Origin of the sequence: Novosphingobium panipatense (assembly GCF_900182875.1) — a bacterium.
Classification (GTDB): Bacteria; Pseudomonadota; Alphaproteobacteria; order Sphingomonadales; family Sphingomonadaceae; genus Novosphingobium; species Novosphingobium panipatense.
Window position 1 is genome coordinate 21,603 of record NZ_FXUI01000014.1, and the last position, 22,831, is coordinate 44,433.

Here is a 22,831-nt window from a genome sequence, read left to right on the forward strand (position 1 = left end):
TCCCCGCCCGCCGTGTCATTTCAAGTTGACAGGAGTGTCCCCCGAAAGCCCTACTGCCGGGAGAACAGAGGCGTGGCCGGCGCCGACACATATGGGGGGAGAACTGCCATCACGACCGCTCGTGAACCGAAAGCCGATCGCGCCTATCCTCCGATCAGCCTTGCCACCAGGCTTGTGATTCTGGCGGGAGGGCCTTCCATTTCCCTGGCCACCTCGCTGATACAGCCGATCCTGCCGGAAATTCAGGCCGATCTTGCGAGCGGGCCGGAAGACGCCTTTCTAGTGAAGATGCTGATCGGCGTTATGGGCATCGCCATGGTGATAGGGGCTGCCATCACGGGGTTTCTGGTCGACCGGTTCGGATTGAAGCGAGTGATGAGCGCGAACTATGCGCTCTACGCCGTGGCGGGCACGGCGGGTCTGTATCTGGCTGACCTCCCCCTGCTGCTCGTTTCCCGATTTCTGCTGGGCATGGCCGCTTCAGGCGCCGTGACGGGATCGATCATCATAATCAATTCGCTCCTGCCACAGGAGAGCCGCGCCACCTGGCTGGGTTACTACAACGGTGTGGCGCAGATCAGTTCGGTCGTGTTCAATCCCCTCAGCGGCTTGTTGGGCGAGATGAACTGGCACTGGTCGTTCGCCATTTACGGCATAGCCGCGCCATTCGCGGTGCTCGCAATGACGGCGCTGCAGGGCCGCGTACCGATGAGACCAGAGGAAGCCATGGCGAGACCGGAGCCGCTGCTGCGCTGGTTCCCCTTCAGGTTCGCCGTGATAGGCATTGCGCTGGGGGTCATCATTTACATCCCAGCCGTGTACCTCCCATTCCTGCTCAACAGCCTTGGCATGAAGAGCCCGCAATCGATCTCGCTGGTCCTGACAGGTGACATCATCGCCGGTTCGATCGCCGCGCTTTGCTTTGGCAGGGCCCGGCGCTCGCTCTCCGAGCTTGGCGCTTTTCGCGTGGCAGTTGCGATGGCGGGGTTCGGACTCACCATAGCCGGATTCGCCACGAACTACGTTTCGGTGATTGTCGGCTCGATCTTCTTCGGCGTCGGTGTGGCCTGGTTCCTGCCCACCCTCATGCTGGGAACGGCCGCGCGGGTTGAGCCCGGCCGCCAGGGGCGAGCCGCCGGACTGGTGAAAAGCGCAAACTACATGGGCTCGCCGATAGCCGTGTTTCTAGCGGAGCCGGTTGCCCGGTCCTACGGCGCGTCCGGAGCCATCCTTGCGGCCGCCGGCCTGTCGCTGACGTTGCTCGTCGCTTCGATCACTGGAAAGGTGTTCGGCCCTTCAGACCCGCGAAGTCCGGCGCCGGTCAAGGCCTGATGGAGCAGGGGGCTCCAGGCGGCTATGGCGCTGGTACCAGCACCACCTGCGTGAGGGAAGCCGATAGCGGGATCGTGTGATCGGCCGCCGGCGCATTCGCCCCTTCCACGGTGTATGCCCTGGCTCCAGCGGTCGTGCTTTCAAGGGTGAAGACGGCTTCGGGCGATTTCGCCGTGGCGGCATCGAGGGCAAGGGTTACCCGGCCGGATTTCGTGTCGAACGCAACATCGGCGATCCGGCCCGTCCTCAGCGTGATCCAGAGACCGGCAGGCGCGATGAACACCCGCCTGCGCGCGCTGTCCTTCGGCTGGATGTGGATGCGGGAGCCATCCACCTTCAGGTCGCCGCCGAAGCCCAGCCAGCCGAACTTCGGATCGTTCACGAGGTAGCTGGCCGAGGCGATGACATGGCCGTAGAAGCCCATACCGTAATCGCCCGTCAGGGGATCCCACTTCATCATGTCCGGCCAGGAATGGAATCCGGCTGAACCGAAGCCTTCCTGGTCGATATTGGTGATGCCCCCCATAAAGCCCCCGTAAGCGACCCGCAGCAGGTAAAGATCGGAGGGATTCTTTCGGAAGGCGTCGAAGAGGGGAACGGCATTCAGCGTCGATCCATAGTGATGGATCTGGCGTTCGATGCGGGAGTACTTTCCGCCGTAGAGGAAGTCCCAGTAGCGGCGCGCGTTGCCGTTGTACCCCCAGCTCGGGATCGTGGGGTCGTACCCCAGGATGACCTCGCGCGTTACGTCCGCCTGATGCTCGTGCCCGAACCGGCGCATCCATGCGTAGACTTCCGGTTGACCGGTGGAATCCCAGGCCATCTCGCTGCCGAACGGGAACTTCAGTGTGCGCCAGTGATCGGCGCGCGCCTTCATCAAGCCTTCGACCTTTATCGCCTGCGCCGTCATTCCCTCGCGCTTGAGGTCGGCCAGGATGTCGAGGAAGACGTCTCCTTCCATCTGCCCGAACTGCGCGTAGTGCGGTGCTTCCCGCATCATCGCGACCGTGGTGCGGTACGCCCAATCCAGGTAGTATTTCCAGTCATGCTGTCTCACGAGACCGCGTTCGTGGCGCGCCAGCCGATAAAGCACCCAGTGCGCAATGGCGACATGAGGGTAGTTATATGAGCGACCGAGATCAGCGGCGTCCTTTTCGCTCCAGGATGACCAGCCGCCCCATTCCATCCTGGGATCATAGATACCGGCATGCTTTTCCGGCGCGTAATAGAACAGGCTCTTCTTCACGCCGCCCCGGTGCGGGCCGTCCGCGATCTGCAGGTGGCCCAGGATCGTCTCATTGACCATGCGCTCGAGCTTCGCCACCTCGTGCGCGTCGGGGGTGTCCAACTGCTTGATGATGGCGGCAAGCCATGCCCCGGCGCCGCCTTCGTCGCTCATGCCGGCAACCCAGACCCGCGGATCCTGCGTCACGACGCTGCCCTGTTCCCGGTCATACGACAGGATGCCGGGTGAGCGCCCGAAGGGATCGTCAGAAACTTCGAACCACTGCCGGGTGGTGGTGAACCGGCCGATGTCCGCCACGACCTGATCGAGCGGCTTGGTGATGTAGTAGCTGACGGTCTGCTTCTGACCATCGGCATAGGTCACGGTCAGACGGGCGCGGCCCCAGCCGGTGGCCTGTATCTTGTAGCGCGACCAGCCCTTGCCGCCCTCCTCAGCCGTGGCCCTGAGCGAGCCCTGCGGGAAGGCCGTGATGCTTGCAACCGGGGACGGTGATCTGAGGAAGAGGCTGGCTGTCTGGTCGGTCGGCAGGACGTATCCGGGAATGCCAACCGCTACCGGCCGCTTGTTGGCGACAAGAGTATCTTCGATGGCGCGGATACTCGGCGAGGTGACGAACCGTAGGCCGAAGGTCCGGCTTTCTCCGGGAGCCAGGGTGAAGCCGGTGGGTTCGTTCCACTGCTCGCCAGCCTTGGCCCATTCCTTTTCGGCAAAGCCACTGCTGGCGATGGTCCAGTCGTAGAACCCCTCGGCGGTCTGGAGCCGGGGGCTTCGATCGGTAAAGATGTCTCCGGCAGGGGCGGCCTTGGCTTCGAGGATGGGCCGGTAGGCTTCCAGCGGCGTACCCTTCTCGGGCAGCACGAGCAGGGCAGGTCCCTGGCCGTTCAGTCGCGTAACCTGGAGGTAGCCGGCATCGCGGCCGATGTAGGGATCGACGAAGCTCGCCTGGGCATGAGCACTGTCGAGATCGCGGTCCTTGATGATGTTGTCGAACACCATTGGCAGGCCCAGCCCGCCTACACTCACCGCAGCGGAAGTCGGGTTGGTGAGCGTGAAGCGCATGGCCAGGACGCCGTTATCGTTGATCCAGCGGCGTTCGACGCGCAACGGAATGCCAGCGCCCATCGAAGCGGTGATGTCAGCCGCTGCAACTACGTTTCTGTCCCGCGGCAGTGCCGCTATCTGCTTTCGTGCATGGGCTGAAGAGTAATCCTGCCAGGCGCCTCCTTCGGTTCGCAGGCGCAGATGAATATCGCCCAGGTGCACGTACCCGTCACCGACGCGCTCGGCTGCGCGGTTGGACGGCACGAAGTCGAACGACGGCTCGTCTTTGGGTGAGAGGCGCGCAAGCGTCTGCGTGTCCGCTCTCAGCGCGAGGTCAAAGGATGGGGTGGCAAAGGGAGTAGCGGCAGGGGGTGCCACCGCTTGAGCTGTCGGTGTTGCCGGCGACTGCATCTCGGCAGACGTTGCCCTGTCGAAAGGCAGGGTCAGGACACAGAGCGCCATGGTTCCAAGGCGGAGGAGCGTCTTCAGCTTCAGGGCAGGAGTAACCGAGGCTCGCACTATCAACATCCGCTTCTGCTTCCGGGGGATGATCACCATGCTAAGGCTGCTCTGCCCCGTCAAGAATATTATACGATATATGAAGCCACGATCATCGGGATTGACACGACCGGCCGGCACCTTACTGTATGGTATACGATATTCGATGGAGTGTGGGCGATGAAGGCAAATCGGCGCGATTGGATGGCAGGAGTGGCTGCCCTTGCTCTCTGTTCGCTCCCATTCAAGGGTTTCGCTGCGGTGATTGCCCCCATGTTCCCGATCAAGGCGCGTCCGCTGCCCCTGACCGACGTGCGCTTGAAGCCATCGGATTATGCGACGGCCGTTCAGGTGAACCTGGATTATCTGCTGTCGCTCAGCCCCGACCGCCTGCTCCACAACTTCCGGCTCTACGCGGGACTGCAGCCAAAGGCGCCCATATACGGCGGCTGGGAATCCGACACCATCTCCGGGCACATCCTCGGTCATTACATGACTTCGCTTGTCCTTGCCTGGCAGCAGACCGGAAGCCAAGAATGCCGTGCGCGCGCGGACTATATTGTCGCCGAACTGGCGGAATGTCAGGCGCAGCGAAGCGACGGCTACGTCGGAGGCCTTGGTCGCAAGAACAAGGAGGGCAAGATCGTCAACGGTCGTGAGATCTTTGATGAAATCATGCAAGGGCAGATCAAGTCCGGCGGGTTCGACCTCAACGGCTCATGGGCACCGCTCTACACCGTGCACAAGTGGTTCGCCGGCCTGCTCGACATTCACAAGGCCTGGGGCAACCCCACCGCGCTGAAGGTGGTGGTCGGCCTTGGCGGATACTTCGAGAAGGTCTTCTCTTCCCTGTCGGACGCGCAGATGCAGGAGATGCTCGCGTGCGAATACGGCGGCCTGAACGAGAGCTTCGCGGAGCTTTATGGCCGGACGGGCGAGCCCCGATGGATCGCGGTGGCCGAGCGCCTCTACGACCGCAAGGTGCTCGATCCGCTCGTCGCCCAAGACGACAAGCTGGCGAACTTCCACGCCAACACGCAGATACCCAAAGTCATCGGCCTGGCCAGGATCCATGAACTGACCGGCAAGGAGGCGCCGGGACGCGCCGCCCGCTTCTTCTTCGACCGGGTCACCAACCACCACAGCTACGTGATCGGCGGCAACGCAGACCGTGAGTATTTCTTCGAGCCGGACCAGATCGCACGCCATCTGACGGAATCCACGTGCGAGCACTGCAACACCTACAACATGCTCAAGCTGACGCGGACACTGTTTTCCTGGCAGCCTGACGCGACGCTTTTCGATTACTACGAGCGCGCACATCTGAACCACGTCATGTCGGCGCAGAACCCCGCAACGGGCGGTTTCACGTACATGACCCCGATGATGAGCGGCACTGCGCGCGGATACTCCGAGCCGGGCGGGGAAGAATTCTGGTGCTGCGTCGGGTCAGGCATGGAAAGCCACGCGAAGCATGGCGAGTCCATCTTCTGGGAAGGCGACGATACCCTGTTCGTGAACCTCTACATTCCTTCCAGCGCGCGTTGGGAAGAGAAGGGGGTGAACCTGTCACTTGATACCCAGTACCCGTTCAAGTCAGACATCCGGATCGCGATCGACCAGGCACGGCAGAGTGCGTTTGCCATGGCGCTGCGCATCCCGGCCTGGGCTCGGGGCCGGGAGCAGGTGACGGTGAACGGCTCGGCTGTGCCCGTGACCACCGCCAACGGCTATGCAATGATCGAGCGCCGCTGGAAGAAGGGAGACGTCGTAGCCCTGAACCTGCCGCTCGATCTGCGTCTGGAGCCGGCGCAGGGCTCCACCGATGTCGTCGCCGTCGTACGCGGCCCGCTTGTGATGGCGGCGGACCTCGGTCCCGCGGAGAAGGACTGGGTCGGCGTGGAACCGGCGATGGTCGGCGAAAACCTCCTCGCCAGCTTCGTGCCGCAGGTTTCCGACCGTCCGCGTTTCCTCGCGAAGGGCGTCATCCGTCCCGGTGACATGACCTTCGTTCCCTTCTATAGCCAGTACGATCGTCGCAGCGCGGTCTACTTCAAGCGCTTCAGCGAGGCCGGCTGGAAGAAGGAAGAGGCCGCCTTCCTTGCCGAACAGGCGCGGCAGAAGGATCTGGCCGAACGCTCGATCGACATCATGCATCTGGGGGAAATGCAGCCTGAGCGTGATCACGATCTCACTTCGGAGATATCCTACCCCGTGTCCTATCGCGGCCGTAACGGGCGCGATGCGCGGTCCGGCGGCTTCTTTGATTTCAGCATGAAGGTGCAGCCGGGGCCTCTTACCCTTCAGGCGACCTACTGGGGCGACGAACGTCCCCGCGCTTTCGATATCCTCCTCGATGGTCAGAAGATCGCAACGCAGCGTCTCGCGCATGAAGCGCCCGGCACGTTCTTCGATGTCGATTACGCCATTCCGGAAAGTCTCACAAAGGGCAAGTCGAAGGTCCGCATCCGCGTCGTTCCCCATGACCGGACCACGGCGGGCCCGGTGTTCGGCATGCGCATCCTTAAAGCCAGGAAGTAACCCGCGATGAGTTCTGTGGAAGACGTCGCGCTCAGCATCGCCGAAGCGGATGAACTGGCGCGTGAGGTGCTGGGTGCGTGGGGACTGGCCCCGGATCATGCGGCAGCCGTGGCGGACACCATGGTACGCGGTGAACGGGACGGCTGCACCTCGCACGGCCTCTACCGTTTGTTGGTCGCGGCCAGTTCGGTGGAGAGAGGCGTCGTTGCGCCCGATGCCGTGCCGCAGGTCAGTGAGCCTGCACCCGCTCTCGTGCGGGTGGACGGCGGTGGTGGCTTTGCTCAGTTGCCCTTCGAGCGTGGCGCACCCCTGCTGATCGAAAAGGCAAAGCGCTTTGGCATCGCGGCGCTGGCGATAAACAATGCGGTCCATTTCGCCGCTCTGTGGCCCGAAGTGGAAGCGCTGGCCGAGCAGGGGCTTGTGGCGCTCGCCTTCACGCCCAGCCACGCCTGGGTTGCCCCCGAAGGCGGCACTAGGCCCGTGTTCGGGACCAATCCGATCGCGTTCGGCTGGCCCCGCCCCGGCAGGCCCCCGTTCGTATTCGATTTCGCCACCAGCGCGGTTGCGCGCGGAGAGATCGAGCTTCACCGCAGGGCTGGCAAACCGATCCCTTCCGAGTGGGGCTACGATGCCGATGGCAGGCCCTCAACGAACGCGGAGGCGGTGCTGGCAGGAGCCATGCGAACCTTCGGTGCGCACAAGGGATCGGCGCTTGCCGCGATGGTTGAACTTCTTGCCGGGCCGTTGATAGGCGACATGACCAGCGCGGAATCACTTGCCGCCGATGAAGGACGCGGAGGGTCGCCGCTTGGCGGAGAGTTGATTGTCGCAATCGATCCCGCCGGTTTCCTCGGCGCTGCGGTGGAAGAGCATCTGCGCCGGGCCGAAGCCATGTTCGGCGCCATCGAGGAGCAGGGCGCCCGTCTGCCCGGCGCGCGCCGTCTGGCCGCGCGGGCACATTCCGAAGTGGCGGGGCTTCGCATCCCGCGCAAGCTCCACACTGAAATTCTTGAGGTTCTTGAAAGGGGGAAGAGTGTGAAGAAGTCCCTTGGAGGTGCCGTCCTCCTTGCCGGTGCCGCAATGGCTGCGCCGATGGTAGCGGTTTCCGCACCTGTCACTTCGGCCCCTGCGGCGAAAGTGCAGTCTGCCGACGCGATGTTCGAGGCGATTTCCTCGGCGGAGTTCACGTGGCGTCAGAACCAGGTTGGTCCGTGCGAGGATACGCCCAGGGACGCCAAGGTTTCTCTGCCTGACATCGGCCGGGAGGCGCAGGCGGAGCGCCTCGCCTGCTGGGAGAAGGTGGAACGGCAACTGGCCACAATACGGCAGGAGGATCTCTCTCCGGCGAACCGCGTCAACTTTGCGGTCTACAAGGGGCAGATCGACGCGCTTCTCGCGTCTCAGCGCTACCGCGACTACGAGAAACCGTTCAACGCCGATACCAGCTTCTGGGGTGACCTGACCGAGTGGGCCAGGAACCCGCTGAAGGATGCGGAGGCGGCCGAGGCTTATATCGAGATGCTGCGCGGCATACCGCGCTACTACGATCAGCAGATCGAGAACATGCGCGCCGGCCTGAAGCGTGGCTTCACGGCGCCCCATGTCACGCTGGCCGGCCGCGACAAGGGTATCGAACGTGTCGCGAACGCCAGGACCGCAGAAGAGTCCCCCTTCTACGAGCCGCTCAAGGAAATGCCGGCCACGATCCCTGCGGCCGAGCAGGAGCGGCTGCGCGCGGAAGCGCGCACGCTGATCACGCAAGGTGTGGTTCCGGCTCACGCCAAGCTGCTGTCGTTCATGCGTGGCGAGTACGAGAAGGGCGCGCGCAAAACCCTTGCCGCCTATGATCTGCCCGATGGCAAGGCCTACTACCGTGCGAAGATCCAGGAGTTCGTCACGCTCGACAAGAGCGCCGAGGAGATCCACAAGATCGGTGTGTCCGAGATGGCCCGCATTCGCGGCCGCATGGCGGCGGTGATGGCGCAGGTCGGCTTCCAGGGCGACCTCAAGGCATTCCTGCATTTTCTGCGGACCGATCCTCAGTTCTATCCCAAGACGGCGAACGAACTGCTCTACCGTGCCGCATGGATCGCCAAGACCTTCGACGGAAAGGCCGACCAGTATTTCGGCAGGCTCCCGCGCAGCCGCTTCGCGATCAAGCCGGTCCCGGACGAAATTGCCCCGTTCTACACGGGTGGGCGGGGTGGCCCGGGCATCTACCTCGTCAACACCTACAACCTGCCGAGCCGGCCGTTCTATTCGCAGGTTGCCCTGACGCTGCACGAGAGCGCGCCCGGCCACGCGATGCAGATGCCGCTGGCGGCGGAGAACAAGGATTTACCGGCCTTCCGACGGATGACGTATCTCTCCGCCTACGGTGAAGGATGGGCGCTTTATTCGGAAGCACTTGGCGAGGACATGGGGATGTACGAGACGCCGTACGACCTCTTCGGCATGCTGAGCTACCAGGCATGGCGAGCATCCCGCCTTGTGGTGGACACCGGTATCCACGCCTTCGGGTGGAGCCGGGAACAGGCGCAGACGTACCTCCGCGAGAATACGGCCCTTTCCGATCACGAGATCGAGACCGAAGTGGATCGTTACATCTCATGGCCGGGACAGGCGCTGTCCTATTACATGGGCCAACTCGCCTTCGTGAACGGGCGCGCAAAGGCCGAAAAGGCGCTCGGCGCGAAGTTCGATATTCGCGCCTTCCATGATGCGATGCTGGAGCTTGGCGGAGTGCCGTTGACAGTGGTTGAGCAACGCGTCGATCGCTTTATCGCGGACGGCGGCAAGGGGCCCTACCCAGACGAATAGACTTCACGTTCAGCAGAGGACTTCTACGGGAGGGGCGGTGCTGCGCATCCGCCCCTTTTCTCTCGCTCGCGGCGGCATGGACCCTCTCAGCGAACTTTGTGACGGGCGCTTTTTTGCGTTTGCGAATGCCTCATGAATATCGTATACGATATCTAGTTTGTAACGTAGGACGAATATCGATGGCAATCGGATGGAAAGGCGTTTTTCCCGCAGTCACCACGCAGCTCAGGGAGGATCTTTCGATCGACCTGGCAGACACACAGCGGGTGGTCGACGACCTCATCCGTGATGGGGTGACAGGCGTCATCGCGCTGGGCACCGTCGGGGAAAACAACTCGCTCGAGTATGAGGAGAAGGTTCAGGTACTTTCCGCGATCGTAGAAGTCGTCGATGGCCGTGTGCCTGTCATCACCGGCTGTTCCGAATACGACACGCGCCGTGCCGTACGCTATGCCCAGGCAGCGGAAAGAGCGGGTGCCGACGGTCTCATGCTCTTGCCGCCCATGGTCTACGTGACCAAGCCGCATGAGCTGGTGGCGCACTTCAAGGGCGTGGCGGAGCAGGTCGGACTGCCGATCATGCTCTACAACAACCCACCGGCATACCGCACCGTGATTGACAAGGGCGTGCTGAGCGCGCTGGTGGACGTCCCCAACATCGTCGCCGTCAAGGAGTCCGCGCCGGACACTCGCCGTTTCACGGATTTCCGCAACGAATTCGGCGAGCGCTACGTGCTCTTCGCCGGGCTCGACGATGTCGCTCTCGAGGGTCTCTACCTCGGTGCTCAGGGTTGGGTCTCGGGCCTCACCAACGCCTTCCCCAAGGAGTCGGTCGAGCTCGTCGCCGCGTTCGAGCGGGGCGATCATGCCAAGGCGCTGGAGATCTATCGCTGGTTCATGCCGCTCCTTCACCTTGACGCGGAGCATGACCTCGTCCAGTCGATCAAGCTGGCCGAAGAGATCATGGGTCGCGGTTCGGAGCGCGTGCTGCCCCCGCGTTACGTGCTTGAGGGAGAGCGCCGCGCAGAAGTGATCGCGATGGTCGAGAAGGCCGCTGCCACGCGGCCTGACCTGACCCCCACCCGCTGAAGGAACGTCGATGCGGCACACATTCTTCTGCATCGACGGCCATACAGCCGGTAACCCCGTCCGCCTGGTGGCGGGCGGGGCGCCGCTGTTGAAGGGCACCTCGATGTCCGAGCGGCGACAGGACTTTCTCGAACGCTTCGACTGGATCCGCACGGGTCTCTGCTTCGAGCCGCGCGGGCACGACATGATGTCGGGCGGCTTCCTCTATCCGCCGGTCGACCCGGCGAACGACGTGGGCATCCTGTTCATCGAGACCAGTGGTTGCCTTCCCATGTGCGGCCACGGTACGATCGGTATCGTGACGTTCGGCCTCGAACATGGCCTGATCCAGCCTGCATCGCCGGGCCGGTTGCGGGTTGAGGTTCCGGCGGGGACGATCGAGATCGCGTATGAGGTGGAAGGCCCGAAGGTGACTTCGGTGCGCATCACCAACGTCCCGGCTTATGTAGCCGCACAAGGCATCGCGATCGACGTGGAGGGTATCGGCACGCTCTCCGTCGACGTGTCCTACGGTGGCAACTACTACGCCATAGTGGAGCCGCAGGGCGGCTACACCGGTCTCGACGATCTTGGCGCCGCGCGAATAATCGATCTCAGCGGCCGTGTGCGCGAAGCGGTACGGGCGAAGTTCGAGCCCATCCATCCCGTTGATCCGACCATTCGCGGCGTAAGCCACGTCCTGTGGGCGGACAAGCCGAAGCATGAAGGGGCCGATGGGCGCAACGCCGTCTTCTACGGAGACAAGGCGATCGACCGCAGTCCCTGCGGCACGGGCACCTCGGCACGGCTTGCGCATCTCGTGGCGACGGGGCGGCTCTCGGTCGGCGACACGTTCGTACACGAGAGCTACATCTGCAGCCGGTTCATCGGCCGCGTGGAAAAGGCCGTCACGCTGGGCGACCAGCCGGCGATCATTCCGTCGATCGAAGGTTCGGCGATCGCGACCGGCTTCAACACGGTCTGGATCGATCGTGAAGACCCGTTCTGGTCCGGGTTCCAGGTCAAGTGATCTGATGCGCCAGGCCCGCCGCGTAGGGGGCCTGGCACTCCATGCGTTTTTCCCGTGAGAGGTCTGTATGCCGCGTTCGCTCCGCCGTTCAAGCTCGTTTGGCGTTCTTGCCGCGGTGCTGTCTGCAGTTCTCTCTCCCGCCGCCGCTGCTCCCACGCGTGAGGAGATCGAAAGGTCTGTGAAGCTGCGCGAGGAGTGGCAGTACCTCACGCGCGAAATCGCCTGGCCGGCGCAGTGGACGCCGGATTCCCGAGCCTTCACGTATCGCAAGACCGTTGAAGGCGGCTTTGCGTTTGAGACCGTGAATGCGGACACTCTGGCCAAGACGCCCGCGTTCGATCACCGGCGGCTCGCGAGCGAACTTACCCGCGTCCTCGGCAGACCCGTGGAAGCTCTGCGGCTCCCCTTTGCGGAATTCCGCTACGAAGGCGACCGGCAGGTTATTGCGTTCTATCTGGATGAGCAGGGTTGGCGTTGCTCCATCGTGGCCTACTCCTGCGCGCGCCAGCGCGAAGCTGGACGGCCCAGGGGTTTCGGCGTTGTGCGCGATCTGTCCGTTCTCGCCGACAATCACCCGCGTGTTGCACCGGACGGGCGTGAGGAAGCGTTCGTCCAGGGCGATAACCTCGTCATTCGCCGAAATGAAACCGGTGCGGTGGTGCAACTCAGCACGGACGGATCGGCGGGAGACTTCTATGATCCGGAAACGATCGCATGGTCTCCGGACAGCCGTTACCTGATGATCTATAGGGTGCGGCCCGGCTACCAGCGCCGCGTCGTGCGGGTAGAAGCGGCTCCTGAGGGCCAGATACAACCGGTCGTTCGATCGCAGCTCTATCCCAAGCCCGGTGACGCCGTGGATGTGGAGCAGCCCGTGCTCTTCGACGTGCAAACCGGGCGGCAGACGATGATCGATCCCGCACTGTTTCCGAACGCTTACGAACTCTCCGCGCCGCGATGGCGGCTAGATGGTCGAACCGTCGCTTTCGACTATGTGCGCCGCGGGCACCAGGAGGTGAAGATTATCGCTGTCGATGCGGCGAGCGGCAAGGCTCACGCAGCGGTCACCGAAGCAGCCGACACGTTCGTCTACGCGGATCGGCGCTTCGCGCACGAGCTTGGCCGATCCGGTGACGAAATCATCTGGGCATCCGAGCGGGATGGTTGGAATCACCTGTACCTCATCGATGGGCGTATCGGTCACGTGAAGAACCGGATCACACGCGGTGACTGGGTCGTTCGCGAAGTGCTGCGGGTGGACGAGGCGAAGCGGCAGATCTGGTTCGCCGCTAGCGGCATGGACAAAGGCGAGGATCCTTATTTCCGCCACTACTACCGGGTCGACTTCGACGGGCGGAATCTCACGCCGTTGACCCCTGAGGCGGCCGATCACACGGCAACCCTGTCGCCCGACGGACGGTTCCTGGTGGACACCTATTCCCGCGTCGATGTTCCGAATGTCAGCGTGCTGCGGCAGTCTTCGGACGGCGCCGCGGTGGCGACCATCACGGAAGGCGACATATCCCGGCTGACAGCAGCGGGCTTCCGCCCTCCTGAAGTGTTCTCCGCCAAGGGGCGGGACGGGAAAACGGATATCTGGGGCATGATCGTCCGTCCGAGGGACTATGATCCCGCCAAGTCTTACCCGGTGATCGAGAACATCTACGCCGGGCCTCACGACAGCTTCGTGCCCAAGCAGTTCTGGCCGTTCGGCTACCATTCGGGCGGCGACAAGGTGATCGGGATGCAGGCGCTGGCCGATCTCGGGTTCATCGTCGTTCAGATAGACGGCATGGGCACGGCCAACCGGTCCAAGGCATTCCAGGACGTAGCGTGGAAGAACCTGCAGGATTCAGGCTTTCCCGACCGGATACTGTGGCACAAGGCGATGGCGGCTCGCGATCCGTCGTACGATGTCAGCCGCGTCGGCATCTACGGTGCGTCTGCCGGCGGCCAGAGCACTCTCAACGCCTTGCTGTTCCACGGGGACTTCTACAAGGCCGGGGTCGCCTACAACGGTTGCTACGACAACCGCATGGACAAGATCAGCTGGAACGAACAGTGGCTCGGCTGGCCGGTGGACGCGAGCTACGCGGCCGCTTCCGGCGTGGACCATGCGGCGCGGCTGAAGGGCAAGCTGTTCCTCATAGTGGGAGAACAGGACAGCAATGTGGATCCCGCTTCCAGCCTGCAGGTGGTGGATGCCTTGATAAAGGCGGACAAGGACTTCGATCTCCTGATTGTTCCGGGTGGCGAACACAGCGTCGGCCGGTCGAGCGGCCCGATCGACTACATCACCCGGCGTCAGGCAGAGTTCTTCATAGAGTCCCTTCAGCCTGACTGAGCAAGGCGGCTGTCGGCGTGACGGATGACGCGCCGACATCGCGTTCTACGACGGCTTTGCGGCGGTCGAGCAAGATTTCACAGGGCACCGCGATGCCTGACCAAGGAGACCGACATGCGCCCTATCGTTCGATCAAGCGTGGCGGCGCTTGGCGTGAGTCTTCTGCAGTCGGTCGCCATGCCGCTAGCACTTGCCAACGAGGGAGGCACGTCCGAATGGGAGCAGCCCGAAGTCGTCCGGCTGGGCGCGGAGCCCATGCACACGACCTTCACCGGCTTCCACACCACTTCCGCCGCTCTCTCGCGCGACGCCAGAAAGTCCCGCTATCTGCTTTCGCTGGACGGAGAATGGAAGTTCAAGCTGTCGGCTACCCCGGAAACCCGCCCCGCCGGATTCTTCAGGCCGGACTACGACGTCTCCGGCTGGGGCACCATGAAGGTTCCCGGCATCCTGCAGGCGGAAGGCCATGGCAAGCCTGTTTTCATCGGCAGCGGTTATCCATTCCCGCGCAACCAGCCGAAGATCGATCATGGCCTGAATGAGGTCGGCTCCTACCGGCGCGACTTCACCGTGCCTGCGAACTTCGCGGGCCGGCGGATGCTTCTCACCATCGGAGCGGCCGGCGCTGCTTACTACGTCTGGGTCAATGGACAGCGCGTCGGCTATTCGGAGGATTCAAAGCTCCCCAGCGAATTCGACGTGAGCGCTCATGTGCGACCGGGCCGCAACACGGTGGCGGTCGAACTCTATCGCTTCGCGGACGGCAGCTATCTTGAGGACCAGGATTTCTGGCGCGTCAACGGCATCGAACGCAGCGTCACGCTCTATGCCGCGCCGCCGACTCACATTCGCGATCTGGTGATCAATGCCGGGCTGGAGGCAGATTACCGCACCGGCGCCCTGAAGGTGACGGTCGACCTTGGTGGCCGTTCAGCAGCCATGGGCGTACGCACCACGCTTCTGGACGGCAAACGGCGCATCCTCGTCCGCGAGGCATCGGGGCAAGGCGCGCTGGTGACGTCGGCCCGTCTGCCGAACGTCCGCACCTGGACCGCCGAAGCGCCCAACCTCTACACGCTCCTTGTCGAACTGCTGGACGAGCACGGCAGGCTGGTCGAGGCGACGAGCCGGCGCATCGGCTTCCGTACCGTCGAGGTGGCCGGCGGAGAGGTCCGGGTTAACGGCAAGCGGATCATGATCCGGGGGGTGAACCGGCATGAACATGACCCGCACACCTTCCGCATCGTGCCGGAGGAGGTCATGCGCCGGGACATCGAACTGATGAAGGCGGCGAACGTCAACGCCGTTCGCACCAGCCATTACCCGAACGATCCGCGCTGGTATGAGCTTGCCGACGAATACGGCCTCTACGTGATGGACGAAGCCAACATCGAAAGCCACGGCTACCTCAGTCTCTCGCAGGAGCATGGCAACGATCCATCGCTCCTGCTCGGCAACGATCCCAGGTGGCGCATCGCACACCTGGACCGGGTTGCGCGCATGGTGCAGCGCGATCGCAACCATCCATCGATCATCTTCTGGTCGCTCGGCAACGAGACGGGGATCGGAGAAAGCTTCGAAGCCGCAGCGAAGTGGGTGAAGACCAACGATCCCACCCGCCTCGTCAGTTTTCTCGGGTGGAGCATGAGCAACTGGCGCCACCCGGTGAACAGCTACGTCGACATCTTCGCTCCCATGTACGACGACGTGCCCAAGATGATCGACTATGCCAGGGATCCCGCTTTCACGCAGCCGCTGATCCTTTGCGAATACGCCCACGCAATGGGCAACAGCCTTGGCGACATCGCAGGATACTGGGAGGCGATGCGCAGCCATCCCAAGCTACAGGGTGGCTTCGTGTGGGACTGGGTGGACCAGACCATGCTGTTGAAGGACAAGGACGGACGGTCCTACTGGGCTCAGGGGGTGGACTTCGATCCCGATCCAAAGACACCAGGCATCCACACGGACGATAGCCCGGTTGGCGACGGCGTTATACAGGCAGACCGTACGCCGGACCCAGAGTACTATGAACTGGCGCATGTACAGGCACCGGTGACCTTCACGAAGGACGGCGACCGCTACCTCGTTGTCAATCGGCATGACCATATCGACCTGTCGGGATTCACCTTCGACTGGAGCGTGACAGAAGACGGGATCGAGACCGCCAGGGGCGTATTGCGGGCGCCGCACGTCGACCCCGGCGAAAGTGGGGCGCTGGAACTGCAGCTTCCTGTCGCCGTAGACGAGACGGCCGAGCGACTGCTGACGCTGCGAGCGCGTGCGAAAAAGGGTACAGTGCCGACCCAGCCCGCCGGCCACGTCGTCGGGTGGGAGCAGTTTGCGCTTGGTGAGCACAGGTCGCTGCTGGAGCACCGCGGTTCCGTCCTGCCGCAGGAGACCGAAAAAGGGCTGGCGCTTTCCGCTGCCGGCACGGTGATCGAGATCGACAGACACACCGGGCTTGTTATCCGCTACGATCGCGACGGTCGCACGCTGCTCACGGGTGGTGCGCCGAACTTCTGGCGTGCGCCGACGGATAACGACATCGGAGCGGGTGTCCCGAAGACTCACGCGATGTGGCAGCACTTCTCGGAACACCGCCGCGTCGAAGCGGTGACAAGGGAGGGCAACAGCATCGTCGTGCGCCATGACATGGGCGTCGGATCGGTTAAGGTGGAGACCCGCTGGACCATGCAACCCGACGGGACCGCGCGTGCCGTCGTCCGTTTTGACCCCCTTCGCGACACGCTGCCGGACCCCCTACGCCTCGGCCTTGCGTTCCAGACCTCTCCGGCGCTGGACCAGGTACGGTGGTTCGGCCGGGGCCCGCACGAGACGTACTCAGATCGCAAGACCGGGGGCATGGTCGGTCGCTGGAGCGGCAGTCTGGCAGATCAGTACCATGACTATGCGCGCCCGCAGGAAAGCGGCAACAAGAGCGACGTGCGGTGGCTGGAACTGAGCGGTGGTGGCAGCGGCCTGCGGGTGACCGGCGAGCAGCCTCTGTCGGTGAACGCGCTGGCGTTTCCTTACGCCGACCTCGCCATGAAGCCGTTCGGCACGAGGCGCAGTTCCGCCATTCGCTCACAGGGCAACGGCACGCTGTTGATCGACGCGGCACAGGCGGGGGTGGGAGGTGACACCGGCTGGAACCTGGATGGACGGCCTCATATGCCGTTTCGCATTCCCCTGAAGTCGGTCACGTGGTCCTTCACGATTGGCAGGCCCGGCGACTGAAGTTCCCGCGCTTCCGCCGCTAAAGGCGGAGCCGTCCCCTGTTTCGCAGTGCGTCCCCGGAGGCTGTCGGGCTGCCGGGGGGGATTTCGTCCGCGCCGCAACATCCGCGGCCACCTTCCGCGACAAAAAGAGCCCGTCCGGTGAGACCGGACGGGCCACTCCGTCAGCGACGACTTTCCCGGGTGGATGAGTAAGGAAAGCCGCCGCTTGCTGGCGGATTAGAAGTTGACGGTGGCACCGATGAAGATCGTGCGACCAAGCGCATCGTAGACGCCTGGATACGTGTTTCCGTTGCCGAAGGTCTGCAGGAGGCCGGCGGACAGGGCCGGGGGATCCTTGTCGAACAGGTTGTTCACACCGGCCCGCAGCGTCAGTCCGTTGTCGATCGTCTGCGTAAGCGCCAGATCGATATAGTTGTAGGCATCGATCTTGCTGTTCACCACGGTTTCAGGCGCGCTGAGCAGCGGATTGTCGGTGAGGCTCGACAGCGTCGTGCCGCCGATGTGACGCCAGGAGACAGAGACGTTCGTGTCGCTCGGCGCCATCCAGGTGAAACGCGCGACATGGCGCCATTCCGGCGTCGGCTGGCCGCAGGTGTAGCCGAACAGGCCCTTGCAGTCGTAGGTGCCCATCCCGGGGACCGGCTCCGAAACCTGCTCGAGCAGGTAGGTGCCGACAACGCCGACATTGATGCGACCGGCCTTCCCGATATCGAACGTGTAGTCCGCGTTGATGTCGAAGCCCGAGGTCTGCAGATAGCCGGTGTTGAGCGTCGTGGAAATCACATATCCGGCGTTCTGCCCGAACAAAGCACCCGATCGGGGATCGCGCCGGAAGAGCCCGCAGAAGTACGGATCGCCGGTTTCTGCGCACTGGCCAAGGATCAGGGAGGGTGCGATCGAGCCGATGTAGTCCTTCACCTTGATGTTGAAGTAGTCGATCGACAGCGAGAAGTTGCGCAGCGCCTTCGGCGTGATGACGACACCTGCGGTGTAGGTGTCCGCGGTTTCCGGCTTGAGTGCAAGGTTGCCGCCGCTGAGCGCGGAGCACGTTGCCGCCGGGCATTCGGCAATGCGGCCGTACTGTGCATCTGTCACGCCCGTGAGCTTGCAGATTTCCAGCGACGCCGAAGGGTTTGCCCCGGCGCAGGGGTCCTGCGCGGCGACGTTACCAACTGCCGTCGTTGCGAACAGTTCTGCCACGTTAGGTGCGCGAATAGCGCGGTTGTAGCTTGCCCTGATGCGCAGATCGTCGATCGGCTGCCAGCTCAGTTCGCCCTTGTAAGTCCAGACGTTGTAACCGGAGCTGAAGCCGGTCGAGTTCTGCTTGTTGTCGTATGAAGAATAGCGAACGCCTGCGTTAAACGTCAGCGACTGGAAGAAGGGGCGGTCTTCGATCAGCGGGATCTCGATTTCACCGTAGGCTTCGGTGACCGAGATGATGCCGTCCGCGTTCATCGTGCCGTTCTGCTGTGCAACTTCGTCGGCTGTGAACTTGAGCGTCTCCCGGCGGCGTTCGAGGCCAAGCGCGATGCCGACACCCTGGCTGGCCCAGGGCATCGTGACGCCCAGCTTGCCCAGGTCACCACTGAGGTTCGCCGAAATGACCTGCAGGGAGTTGCGCGATGCGGTGTTGCTCTCCCCGAACAGGTATGCGGCCTGTTCCGCCGTCATCGCGTTGGGGAGGAACACATTGGCCGGGATGCAGTTGGGATCGGTGCCGTTGATCGCGGCAACGCAAGTCGGAACGCCGTTCACGTTGATCGCGTTCAGGGCATACCCGGCGCGAACCTGGTTCACGTCGTTGAGGTAGGTCTCCTTGAACTTGACCAGCGAGTACATGTAGTTGACGTCATAGCTGAAGCCGCTGCCGAGATCGCCGCGGAGACCCGCAGTGTAGCGGTAGTCGTTGTAGCGAAGGTTGTCCCGGCGGGGTGCCAGGGTGGTGCGGTACGCCACGAGCGATTCTTCGGTCGTGTTGGTGCCGGCTGCCGCGCCGCAGATGGCCTGAAGCTGGGCCGCGCTGGCGTAGGGATTGTTGCACGAGACGTCGAATGGGGTGCCCAGCCAGATCGCCGAGGGTGCGACCTGCGAGAACGTCTGGTCCTTCATGTACATGAAGCTGCCGTAGAGTTCCGCAGCCTGGCTGAACTCGTAGTGCGCGAAACCGCCGGCCGTGATGCGCTCGTCCGAACGCTGGAAGTAGGAATCGGGCGCGTAGTTGTAGGCGTATGAGGGATCGTAAGGAACCAGCGTACCGTCACCGTTGCGGTTGTTGACGAGCGTCTGGCCCTGGTACGCGCTCTTGTCCGACAAAGGAACGAAGACACCATAGGGCGACTGGCTGGAGCCACCGCAGAACAACGCGGTGGTCGTATCCTGCAGCGCACAGGCGGAAACGTCACGGCTGGACTGGCGCACAGGGCTGAAGCTGCGATAGCCGCCGTAGACGGTTATGTTACCGCGACCGTCCGAGAAGTTCTTACCGACTGAGACGGTGATGTCCTGCTTGCCGCCGTCGATGACGGAACCCGGGGCGGGATCATAGCCAGCGGAACGCTGCAGCGCGCGCAGCGCACCGTTGTTGTTGTCATGTTGCGCAAAGCCTGTCTGGGCGTCGATCCGAACCCCGTCCAGATCCTTCTTCATGATGAAGTTGACGACACCCGAAAGGGCGTCGGAGCCGTAAACGGCCGAGGCGCCGCCCGACATGACGTCCACACGCTCGACCAAGCTGCTCGGCAGGAAGCTAAGGTTCACCGCCTGTGATGGCATCATGCGCTGACCGTCGACAAGGACGAGGACGCGCTGCGAGCCAAGGTTGCGCAGGTTGATCTTGGAGGTGCCGTCCGAACCGTTGGACACGTTCTCGTTCGCGTCAGCGGTGAACTGCGGCAGGCGGTTCAGGACCTGCTCCACGGTCGTGGCGCCCTGGTACCGGAACTCCTCCGACCCGACGATGGTCTGCGGGCTGTTCGATTCCAGATCTGCCCGCTTGATGCGTGTGCCGGTGACCACGATGTCATTGCTGATCCCGTCCTCCGAGCCGACCGGCGCTTGTTGCGCCTGAGCCGTCCCGGCGACGAGCGCAGTCAGCGCGACGGCGCAATAAAGTTTTCTCTGATGACCCCTCATACGGTGACTCCCTTGTTGGTAAGCCACAGGCTGCGTCATTTTGTACGACAAGTCAAATACCGTATACGAAATACTAAACCATCAGGAAAGCTTCTGTCTTTCCCGTGGTGATTTGGTCACAGAGCGGAGACAGCTGCCCCACTCGCACTGCCCCATTCCCGCAACTTCACGCGCGGGCTCGATCCAACAACGACGGATGGGGAAGGGAGGGCGGGCGTCGGCCCGGCGGTGCTGCCGGACCGACGCAGCGCTTGAGTTCGGCTCAGGCCGGGGCTTGCCCAGCCGTTGCAGCTTCACGCGCGGCCTCGCTGCGGGTCCGGCCGTAGATGAAGTACAGCAGCAATCCGATCACATTCCAGGCTGCAAAGCGGACCAGCGTCGAACTCGGCAAGCTGAGAAGGAGATAGGCGCAGCCCGCGATGGTGAGCGTACCAACCAACATGGGCTGGGGGCAGCGGAACAGGCGGGGGAGCTGCGGTGCGCGACGGCGAAGGATCATGAGGCATGCGCCTACGGACATGAACGCGATCAGAGTGCCTGCATTCGCAAGCTCCGCGATTTCATCGAGGCGGAAGATGCCTGCCACTATGGCGATGGAAATGCCGGTCATCAGCGTGATGCGCGTGGGAGCACCCGTACGCGGACTCACTTTGGCCAGCGCGCGCGGCAACAGGCCGTCGCGTGCCATGACGAAGAAGACGCGGCTCTGGCCGTACATCATAACGAGGATAACGGATGGAAGGGCAATGACGGCGGCCAGTGCGACGAGGTGTGCCGCTACCGGGTGATCCAGGCTGCGCAGAACGAGCGCCAGGGGTTCGGGCGAATTGGCAAGGCTGAGGAAGGGGAGCGCGCCGACCGCAGTGATGGCGACAGCCATGTAGATCAGCGTGCAGACGACCATGGAGCCGATGATGCCGATGGTGAGGTCGCGACCGGGGTTCTTGGCTTCCTCCGCCGACGTGGCGACGGCATCGAAGCCGTAGAAGGCGAAGAAGACGATGGCCGCTGCGGCCATCACGCCACGCTTTTGACCTTCGATCTCGGTGCTCGCGAAGCCGTAAGGCATGAACGGTTCGAGGTTGGAGGACTGAAAGGCGGGCAGGGCCATCGCCACGAAAACAGAAAGTGCGGCCAGCTTGATGATAACCAGCACGATGTTGAGAGTGGCGCTTTCACGCGTGCCGGCAATCAGAAGACCCATCACGCCGAGAGCGACGATGACCGCTGGCAGGTTGATGATCCCACCGCCATGCGGTCCTACGAGCAGGGCCTGCGGAAGATCCAGCCCTGCCGCCTGCATCCACCCGACAAGGTAGCCGGACCAGCCCACCGCGACCGTGGAGCAGGCGAGCGAATACTCGAGTATGAGGCTCCATCCCACGATCCAGGCGATGGTTTCGCCCATCGCCGCGTAGCTGAACGTGTAGGCGCTACCCGCTGCGGGGATGAGCGTGGCCATTTCCGCATAGGCAAGAGCGGCGCAGGCACAGACCGCGCCTGCTATGGCGAATGCAAGGATGACTGCAGGCCCGGCCCGCTCCGCGCCGACGCCAGTCAGTGTGTAAATGCCGGTGCCTACGATGGCGCCGACGCCAAGAGCTATCAGGTGCGGCCAGCTCAATGTCTTGGCAAGGGAATGCCCGGAAGCGCGCTGGGATAGTTTCTCAATGGATTTTCGCGGTCCGAACATAGGTTTCCTGATGGTTGAAGGCTCAGCTCGGCTGGCTTGCGGTGAAATGGGCCCGCAGATCGTCCAGAGTGCTGGAGATGTGCGCGGTGAGAAGGTCTTTGACACGGCTGGAGTCGCCCGCCAGCCACGCATCCAGCAGATCGCGGTGCTCAAGATGCGCGCGGTCGCCACGGCCCGCCGGCTGCAGGTGCGCGATGACATAGCGTTCGGCAAGCACCTCAAGGCGCTCCACCAGCTGCGTGGTGAGAAGGCGGCCGCCTGGTCGAACGAGGCTTACGTGATACTGTCGGTTGCGCACCGCTACGTCTTTGAGGTTTTCCTTCGTGGCGGCGTCAAGCCGCTCGAAAGCCTCGCACGCTGCGGCCCTGTCCGCATCATCGGCCTTAAGGCAGGCATAGGCTGCTGCTGCAGGTTCTATTGCAAGGCGCAGGAGATAAATCTCCTCCGCCTGGTCCTGCGACATGGGGCGGACGAACCATCCTCTATTGGCCTGACTGGTCAGCAGACCTTCGTGTTCAAGCTTGGCCAGCGCCTCACGAAGGGGGATCTTGCTCACCCCCAGTTCGGCTGCAAGCGCATCCTGACGCACCGGCTCCGAGACGGGAAGCTGCCCTTCAACGATACGCTCACGAATGACGTCGAATATGCGTTCGGCAAGAGTGCGGACGACGATGGTCACAGACGGGTCTCCATACAGGGGACGGCTGCACGGACCGTGTGTGCGGTGCCCCCGTATACGGTAGATGATCCTGGAAAGTGAGGCAATTGCGCTTCGCGAGGGGCATTCCTTTGACCCAGCCGGGGCGACCCTGTGGCAATGCGGAGGAGGGGGTCAGCAACGGCAG

General features: G+C 63.2%; 11 protein-coding genes. 7 read left to right on the forward strand and 4 right to left on the reverse strand.

The window, feature by feature from the left end:
* Nucleotides 1–72 precede the first annotated feature (72 nt).
* Complete coding sequence (locus QOL62_RS16050; protein ID WP_283406957.1) at nucleotides 73–1,332, forward strand: MFS transporter; 1,260 nt, start codon at nucleotides 73–75, stop codon at nucleotides 1,330–1,332.
* Nucleotides 1,333–1,354: 22 nt separating this feature from the next.
* On the opposite strand, the gene QOL62_RS16055 is transcribed toward QOL62_RS16050, so the two are convergent.
* Nucleotides 1,355–4,147: a DUF5695 domain-containing protein gene (locus QOL62_RS16055; RefSeq protein WP_283406958.1), complete on the reverse strand. Its 2,793-nt coding sequence runs from the start codon at nucleotides 4,145–4,147 to the stop codon at nucleotides 1,355–1,357.
* A 150-nt stretch (nucleotides 4,148–4,297) separates the two neighbouring features.
* Here QOL62_RS16055 and QOL62_RS16060 point away from each other — a divergent pair, with 150 nt between their 5' ends.
* The 6 genes from QOL62_RS16060 to QOL62_RS16085 all read left to right on the forward strand — a co-directional run bounded on the left by QOL62_RS16060 (nucleotide 4,298) and on the right by QOL62_RS16085 (nucleotide 17,159).
* Nucleotides 4,298–6,658 (forward strand): glycoside hydrolase family 127 protein, encoded by a 2,361-nt coding sequence (locus QOL62_RS16060; protein WP_283406959.1) that lies wholly within the window; start codon nucleotides 4,298–4,300, stop codon nucleotides 6,656–6,658.
* A gap of 6 nt (nucleotides 6,659–6,664) precedes the next feature.
* The gene (locus QOL62_RS19920; protein ID WP_283406960.1) at nucleotides 6,665–9,478 is read left to right on the forward strand and encodes a DUF885 family protein; all 2,814 of its coding nucleotides are present in this window, start codon (nucleotides 6,665–6,667) and stop codon (nucleotides 9,476–9,478) included.
* A 179-nt stretch (nucleotides 9,479–9,657) separates the two neighbouring features.
* Entirely contained in the window at nucleotides 9,658–10,566 is a 909-nt protein-coding gene (locus QOL62_RS16070; RefSeq protein WP_103728673.1) for a dihydrodipicolinate synthase family protein, read from the forward strand.
* A gap of 10 nt (nucleotides 10,567–10,576) precedes the next feature.
* Nucleotides 10,577–11,575 carry a 4-hydroxyproline epimerase gene (locus QOL62_RS16075; RefSeq protein ID WP_283406961.1) on the forward strand — a complete coding sequence of 333 codons (999 nt, stop codon included), beginning with the start codon at nucleotides 10,577–10,579 and terminating at the stop codon, nucleotides 11,573–11,575.
* A 67-nt stretch (nucleotides 11,576–11,642) separates the two neighbouring features.
* Nucleotides 11,643–13,919, forward strand: coding sequence for a DPP IV N-terminal domain-containing protein (locus QOL62_RS16080; protein ID WP_283406962.1), 2,277 nt, complete (start codon nucleotides 11,643–11,645; stop codon nucleotides 13,917–13,919).
* A gap of 114 nt (nucleotides 13,920–14,033) precedes the next feature.
* On the forward strand, nucleotides 14,034–17,159 hold the full coding sequence (locus QOL62_RS16085) for a glycoside hydrolase family 2 TIM barrel-domain containing protein (RefSeq protein WP_283406963.1): 3,126 nt from the start codon (nucleotides 14,034–14,036) through the stop codon (nucleotides 17,157–17,159).
* Nucleotides 17,160–17,377: 218 nt separating this feature from the next.
* Here QOL62_RS16085 and QOL62_RS16090 read toward each other — a convergent pair whose 3' ends face one another.
* The 3 genes from QOL62_RS16090 to QOL62_RS16100 form a co-directional block, all read right to left on the reverse strand.
* A complete protein-coding gene (locus QOL62_RS16090; RefSeq protein ID WP_283406964.1) occupies nucleotides 17,378–20,293 on the reverse strand; it encodes a TonB-dependent receptor domain-containing protein in 2,916 nt (971 codons plus the stop codon).
* Nucleotides 20,294–20,555: 262 nt separating this feature from the next.
* A complete protein-coding gene (locus QOL62_RS16095; RefSeq protein ID WP_283406965.1) occupies nucleotides 20,556–21,986 on the reverse strand; it encodes an amino acid permease in 1,431 nt (476 codons plus the stop codon).
* A gap of 22 nt (nucleotides 21,987–22,008) precedes the next feature.
* Nucleotides 22,009–22,665, reverse strand: a complete 657-nt coding sequence (locus QOL62_RS16100) for a GntR family transcriptional regulator (protein ID WP_283406966.1) — start codon at nucleotides 22,663–22,665, stop codon at nucleotides 22,009–22,011.
* Between the last annotated feature and the right edge of the window lie 166 nt (nucleotides 22,666–22,831).